Origin of the sequence: Klebsiella sp. C283 (assembly GCF_048822555.1) — a bacterium.
Lineage (GTDB): Bacteria > Pseudomonadota > Gammaproteobacteria > Enterobacterales > Enterobacteriaceae > Klebsiella > Klebsiella quasipneumoniae.
The window spans coordinates 1-5629 of the sequence record NZ_JBMEZS010000037.1; the positions used below are offsets into that span (position 1 = coordinate 1).

Genomic DNA, 5629 nt, shown 5'->3' on the forward strand with positions numbered 1-5629 from the left:
ATTTGTGGATAACCGAAATCGGCCGTTAAAAGTGACGCCGGCGATAACATTTCTGGCCAGTCCGGCTCAATGAAGGGGTCGTCTCAGAAAACGGAAAATAAAGCACGCTAAGCGTGCGTGGAGGCTGGCACCCAGCGGTACAGCGTCGGAATGGACACGCCGAGGTTCTTGGCCACGTCCTTGGGCGGCACCCCGCTGGCCAGCAGCTTCTTGGCCGACTCGATCTTGCTGTCGGTCATCTTCGGCTTGCGGCCGCCTTTGCGGCCGAGCTGCTTGGCGACTTCCAGCCCGGCGCGGGTGCGCTCGACGGTCAGCTCGCGCTCCATTTCGGCAAGGCTCGCCATGACGTGGAAGAAGAACCGCCCGGATGGTGTGCCGGTGTCGATGGAGTCGGTGAGGCTCCTGAACTGGACACCGTGCTTGTGCAGATCGCCGACCAGATCGACCAGTTGCTTGACCGACCGGCCCAGCCGGTCGAGCTTCCAGACGACCAAAGTATCGCCTTCGCGCAGCATTTCGAGCGTCTTGGCCAAGCCAGGCCGGTCTGCCCGCGTGCCACTCACCTTGTCCTCGAAGACCTTTTTACATCCGGCCTTGCTCAAGGCTTCGCGTTGCAGCTCCAGGTTCTGATCCTGCGTCGAGACGCGCGCATAGCCAATCAACATGGCTTGTCTCGCGCCCGGTCGATGCGTTCCTGCATCGCCTGCATCACTTCTTCGTGGGTGTACGATCTGGCGTTGGCGTCGGTGGCTTGCCGCAGGGCTTCCTCAACCTCGCGCGTCATCCGCTCGTAATCCTCCGGCCACAGCGCTTGCTCCATGCGCAGCGACGCCTGACCCAGCAGGTGCAGCAGGCTGAACAGCCGCATGTCGTTGGTGGCGACGATGCGCTCCCGAATCTGCTCCTGAATAGCTTCGCTAGCCCGATGCGCTTGTGGTGTGGCAGTCCCCTCGTAGTCAGCGGGGAATTCCGCTTCCTCGGCAATCCTTGCCCAGGCGCTGGCCAGCGCCTCGATGGTTGACGTGCTCATTTCCGCCGCTCCTGTGCTCTTTGGCGAATCAACCGGCCAAGGGGCCTCGACGCGAAAACCAGCAGCATCACGCCTATCGGATACCAGGTCGAGAAGACCACCAAGGCATCGAAGGCTGGCCGTCCGGTGTTGGTAGGCAGTACGGCGGTCACAGCCATCAACCCGCCGACCGTCCAGATGATGCGCCACACGTAGGGCATCACGCGGGGCACGTAGCCGTCATCGAAAGCGGTCTGGTAGTAGCGGCGCAGGCCGCGCTCGGCAAGCGCCTGGCGCTGCCGCTCCGACAGCGCATCCGTCCGGCCATACCAGCGCCGGAATGGTGGACAGCGCAGCAGCAAAGGGGTGAAGAGGATCATCACCGCCACGATCGCGACACCCCACGCCATGACGGCGCCGGCATCGGGCCGCTTGGCGTTCTCGATCACGGGCGCGAAGACGCCCGGAGCACCGATCATCCAGAACAGCGCAATGTGCTGATGGAAGGAGAGCTTCATTTGCTCATCCACTTGCGCAGCAGGCGCTTTTTCAGGGAGGCGCGTTCTTGCGGGTTGCGTCCCTTGTGATTGGCGATGCGATCCGCCGTGGCGGCCTGGCGCTTGACGGGCCAGTAGGAGCGGCCATCCTTGCCCATCGACCAGACGCTGCTGGCCTGGTTTTCCAGCAGGGGCAGATGGGCGCTCAGGGCTTCGGGCGACGCGCTGGTCAGCGCCGTGCGCTCACGGGTGCGCCAGCGCTGATGCCAGAGCTTCTTGTCCTCGCGCTCGCTGCCGCAGGTCGTGTGCCCGACGATGGGTGTTTTGCGGCGGCTGCGGCTCATAACGTAGTGGTCTCCAAGAACATTCAGGACTGATCCCAGGCGTCGATGGTCAAGACCTGATCGGCAGGACAGGCGGCTACGCGGTCGGGAACTGGATGGTGTTCAGTCTCATGCCGACCCCATTCGATTGATCGCGTCGCTTGCGGCACGCTGCGACGCAAGGAGGTTTGCGACCTGGTTTAGCAGCCGTGTCCGCTGCATGTCTGTTACCTATCTCCCCGACCGCTCATTGGACCAACTCCAGAGATTGGGCTCTATCGCTCAGCCAATACGAAACCGGCATTGGCTGATGCCACAACCGAGACTAACACAAATGGCTCGGTACCTGTATTTCGCGCCCCGTGCACTTGGCCCGGTCTTGCCACGGCTATCTCACCTTCCCTGAGGGCACGAACAATCCCATTGCCCTGAAAGTAATCAGCCATTCCCGACAAAACAGTCCACGTGTCTTGGCCGTGAGGATGAATGTGAGCCGCAATTTCCTGCCCGGGATGGACATGCCAAACCACGATAATTGAGTCTCGGGTTTCAAGCACAACGGAACGAATAGGCTCGCCTTCGGACGGCTGAACATACTCGGCTACAGAAAATATTCTCGATTCAACAGTCATCGGAGATCCCTCTTTCACAGTTGTCGTTACGGTCTTCATCGTCGGCATCCTGACGCACGGCGGGCAATTGCTGGAGCAACGCCGGCAGCCATTCCTGTACCGTCTCCCACACCACATCGAGGTTGATGTCGAAATAGCCGTGAGCCATGCGATTACGCATATTGCGCATGCTGCGCCACGGCACGTCGGCATGCGCCTGGGTGAACTCGACGTAGCCATCCATCACCTTTGTGGCCGCCTCGCCGATGACGATCAGGCTCATGATGACGGCCTGCTGGGTGCGCTTGTCGGCCAAGAAGTCGTCCTTGGCCATCCCTTCCACGAAGCTGCGCGCATCGGTTGCGGCCTGCTGAATGTGGTCGAGGTAATCGGGCAGGCGGTTCTCGCTCATATCGGTTGCGCCTCCGCGAGCACCTTGGCCCGGAACTTCGGCGGCAGGTCGCCGGGAGTCAGCAGATCGACGTCAACGCCGAGCAGCGATTTCAGTTCTTCTTCCAAATCGCCCAAGTCCAACAACGTGGCACCGGGCAGCGCATCGACCAACAGGTCGAGGTCGCTGCCATCCCGGTCGGTGCCATGCAGCACCGAGCCGAAGACGCGCGGGTTCGCGGCGCGAAAGCGGCCTACCGCTTCACGCACTGCGCTTCGCTTCATGTCAAGCACAACAGACGGTCGCATGCGCATCCTTTCTTATCGAAACTCGTTGAGATGATATGCAATCAAGAATAGAATTTCAAGAACTATTTTCGAGAATCGCAATGCCTTGATTCCCGTGCCGCGCTGTCGTTTTCAGAAGACGGCTGCACTGAACGTCAGAAGCCGACTGCACTATAGCAGCGGAGGGGTTGGATCCATCAGGCAACGACGGGCTGCTGCCGGCCATCAGCGGACGCAGGGAGGACTTTCCGCAACCGGCCGTTCGATGCGGCACCGATGGCCTTCGCGCAGGGGTAGTGAATCCGCCAGGATTGACTTGCGCTGCCCTACCTCTCACTAGTGAGGGGCGGCAGCGCATCAAGCGGTGAGCGCACTCCGGCACCGCCAACTTTCAGCACATGCGTGTAAATCATCGTCGTAGAGACGTCGGAATGGCCGAGCAGATCCTGCACGGTTCGAATGTCGTAACCGCTGCGGAGCAAGGCCGTCGCGAACGAGTGGCGGAGGGTGTGCGGTGTGGCGGGCTTCGTGATGCCTGCTTGTTCTACGGCACGTTTGAAGGCGCGCTGAAAGGTCTGGTCATACATGTGATGGCGACGCACGACACCGCTCCGTGGATCGGTCGAATGCGTGTGCTGCGCAAAAACCCAGAACCACGGCCAGGAATGCCCGGCGCGCGGATACTTCCGCTCAAGGGCGTCGGGAAGCGCAACGCCGCTGCGGCCCTCGGCCTGGTCCTTCAGCCACCATGCCCGTGCACGCGACAGCTGCTCGCGCAGGCTGGGTGCCAAGCTCTCGGGTAACATCAAGGCCCGATCCTTGGAGCCCTTGCCCTCCCGCACGATGATCGTGCCGTGATCGAAATCCAGATCCTTGACCCGCAGTTGCAAACCCTCACTGATCCGCATGCCCGTTCCATACAGAAGCTGGGCGAACAAACGATGCTCGCCTTCCAGAAAACCGAGGATGCGAACCACTTCATCCGGGGTCAGCACCACCGGCAAGCGCCGCGACGGCCGAGGTCTTCCGATCTCCTGAAGCCAGGGCAGATCCGTGCACAGCACCTTGCCGTAGAAGAACAGCAAGGCCGCCAATGCCTGACGATGCGTGGAGACCGAAACCTTGCGCTCGTTCGCCAGCCAGGACAGAAATGCCTCGACTTCGCTGCTGCCCAAGGTTGCCGGGTGACGCACACCGTGGAAACGGATGAAGGCACGAACCCAGTGGACATAAGCCTGTTCGGTTCGTAAACTGTAATGCAAGTAGCGTATGCGCTCACGCAACTGGTCCAGAACCTTGACCGAACGCAGCGGTGGTAACGGCGCAGTGGCGGTTTTCATGGCTTGTTATGACTGTTTTTTTGTACAGTCTATGCCTCGGGCATCCAAGCAGCAAGCGCGTTACGCCGTGGGTCGATGTTTGATGTTATGGAGCAGCAACGATGTTACGCAGCAGGGCAGTCGCCCTAAAACAAAGTTAAACATCATGAGGGAAGCGGTGATCGCCGAAGTATCGACTCAACTATCAGAGGTAGTTGGCGTCATCGAGCGCCATCTCGAACCGACGTTGCTGGCCGTACATTTGTACGGCTCCGCAGTGGATGGCGGCCTGAAGCCACACAGTGATATTGATTTGCTGGTTACGGTGACCGTAAGGCTTGATGAAACAACGCGGCGAGCTTTGATCAACGACCTTTTGGAAACTTCGGCTTCCCCTGGAGAGAGCGAGATTCTCCGCGCTGTAGAAGTCACCATTGTTGTGCACGACGACATCATTCCGTGGCGTTATCCAGCTAAGCGCGAACTGCAATTTGGAGAATGGCAGCGCAATGACATTCTTGCAGGTATCTTCGAGCCAGCCACGATCGACATTGATCTGGCTATCTTGCTGACAAAAGCAAGAGAACATAGCGTTGCCTTGGTAGGTCCAGCGGCGGAGGAACTCTTTGATCCGGTTCCTGAACAGGATCTATTTGAGGCGCTAAATGAAACCTTAACGCTATGGAACTCGCCGCCCGACTGGGCTGGCGATGAGCGAAATGTAGTGCTTACGTTGTCCCGCATTTGGTACAGCGCAGTAACCGGCAAAATCGCGCCGAAGGATGTCGCTGCCGACTGGGCAATGGAGCGCCTGCCGGCCCAGTATCAGCCCGTCATACTTGAAGCTAGACAGGCTTATCTTGGACAAGAAGAAGATCGCTTGGCCTCCCGCGCAGATCAGTTGGAAGAATTTGTTCACTACGTGAAAGGCGAGATCACCAAGGTAGTCGGCAAATAATGTCTAACAATTCGTTCAAGCCGACGCCGCTTCGCGGCGCGGCTTAACTCAAGCGTTAGATGCACTAAGCACATAATTGCTCACAGCCAAACTATCAGGTCAAGTCTGCTTTTATTATTTTTAAGCGTGCATAATAAGCCCTACACAAATTGGGAGATATATCATGAAAGGCTGGCTTTTTCTTGTTATCGCAATAGTTGGCGAAGTAATCGCAACATCCGCATTAAAATCTAG

The 5629-nt window shown here is 58.9% G+C and carries 8 protein-coding genes and 2 pseudogenes; 2 read left to right on the forward strand and 8 right to left on the reverse strand.

Features of this window, described 5'->3' with window-relative positions; genetic code table 11:
• Positions 1-107: 107 nt before the first annotated feature.
• From ACOI7Z_RS26610 to intI1, 8 genes are all read right to left on the reverse strand, one after another.
• The gene (locus ACOI7Z_RS26610) at positions 108-665 is read right to left on the reverse strand and encodes a recombinase family protein (protein ID WP_003100847.1); all 558 of its coding nucleotides are present in this window, start codon (positions 663-665) and stop codon (positions 108-110) included.
• Positions 659-1030, reverse strand: a complete 372-nt coding sequence (locus ACOI7Z_RS26615) for a hypothetical protein (RefSeq protein WP_003100853.1) — start codon at positions 1028-1030, stop codon at positions 659-661. The genes ACOI7Z_RS26610 and ACOI7Z_RS26615 overlap by 7 nt, the downstream gene beginning before the upstream one ends.
• Positions 1027-1527, reverse strand: a complete 501-nt coding sequence (locus tag ACOI7Z_RS26620) for a hypothetical protein (protein WP_003100856.1) — start codon at positions 1525-1527, stop codon at positions 1027-1029. Before ACOI7Z_RS26620 ends, ACOI7Z_RS26615 begins: the two co-directional genes overlap by 4 nt.
• Positions 1524-1850, reverse strand: a complete 327-nt coding sequence (locus ACOI7Z_RS26625) for a hypothetical protein (RefSeq protein WP_003100858.1) — start codon at positions 1848-1850, stop codon at positions 1524-1526. Before ACOI7Z_RS26625 ends, ACOI7Z_RS26620 begins: the two co-directional genes overlap by 4 nt.
• Before the next feature lie 254 nt (positions 1851-2104).
• The gene (locus tag ACOI7Z_RS26630; protein ID WP_000215515.1) at positions 2105-2461 is read right to left on the reverse strand and encodes a cupin domain-containing protein; all 357 of its coding nucleotides are present in this window, start codon (positions 2459-2461) and stop codon (positions 2105-2107) included.
• Positions 2451-2852, reverse strand: a complete 402-nt coding sequence (locus ACOI7Z_RS26635) for a DUF86 domain-containing protein (protein ID WP_001293886.1) — start codon at positions 2850-2852, stop codon at positions 2451-2453. Before ACOI7Z_RS26635 ends, ACOI7Z_RS26630 begins: the two co-directional genes overlap by 11 nt.
• Positions 2849-3139, reverse strand: a complete 291-nt coding sequence (locus tag ACOI7Z_RS26640; protein WP_001247892.1) for a nucleotidyltransferase family protein — start codon at positions 3137-3139, stop codon at positions 2849-2851. The genes ACOI7Z_RS26635 and ACOI7Z_RS26640 overlap by 4 nt, the downstream gene beginning before the upstream one ends.
• Before the next feature lie 305 nt (positions 3140-3444).
• Positions 3445-4458, reverse strand: coding sequence for a class 1 integron integrase IntI1 (gene intI1, locus ACOI7Z_RS26645; protein WP_000845048.1), 1014 nt, complete (start codon positions 4456-4458; stop codon positions 3445-3447).
• 145 nt (positions 4459-4603) lie between these two features.
• Here intI1 and aadA1 point away from each other — a divergent pair.
• Positions 4604-5442: pseudogene (gene aadA1, locus ACOI7Z_RS26650) on the forward strand (ANT(3'')-Ia family aminoglycoside nucleotidyltransferase AadA1).
• Between the two features lie 116 nt (positions 5443-5558).
• Positions 5559-5629 (forward strand): annotated as a pseudogene (locus ACOI7Z_RS26655) (QacE family quaternary ammonium compound efflux SMR transporter); the annotation flags it as partial.

Coding starts and splice junctions, on each gene's coding strand:
- ACOI7Z_RS26610 (WP_003100847.1), bottom strand. CDS start 665: ATGTTGATTGGCTATGCGCGCGTCTCGACGCAGGATCAGAACCTGGAG.
- ACOI7Z_RS26615 (WP_003100853.1), bottom strand. CDS start 1,030: ATGAGCACGTCAACCATCGAGGCGCTGGCCAGCGCCTGGGCAAGGATT.
- ACOI7Z_RS26620 (WP_003100856.1), bottom strand. CDS start 1,527: ATGAAGCTCTCCTTCCATCAGCACATTGCGCTGTTCTGGATGATCGGT.
- ACOI7Z_RS26625 (WP_003100858.1), bottom strand. CDS start 1,850: ATGAGCCGCAGCCGCCGCAAAACACCCATCGTCGGGCACACGACCTGC.
- ACOI7Z_RS26630 (WP_000215515.1), bottom strand. CDS start 2,461: ATGACTGTTGAATCGAGAATATTTTCTGTAGCCGAGTATGTTCAGCCG.
- ACOI7Z_RS26635 (WP_001293886.1), bottom strand. CDS start 2,852: ATGAGCGAGAACCGCCTGCCCGATTACCTCGACCACATTCAGCAGGCC.
- ACOI7Z_RS26640 (WP_001247892.1), bottom strand. CDS start 3,139: ATGCGACCGTCTGTTGTGCTTGACATGAAGCGAAGCGCAGTGCGTGAA.
- intI1 (WP_000845048.1), bottom strand. CDS start 4,458: ATGAAAACCGCCACTGCGCCGTTACCACCGCTGCGTTCGGTCAAGGTT.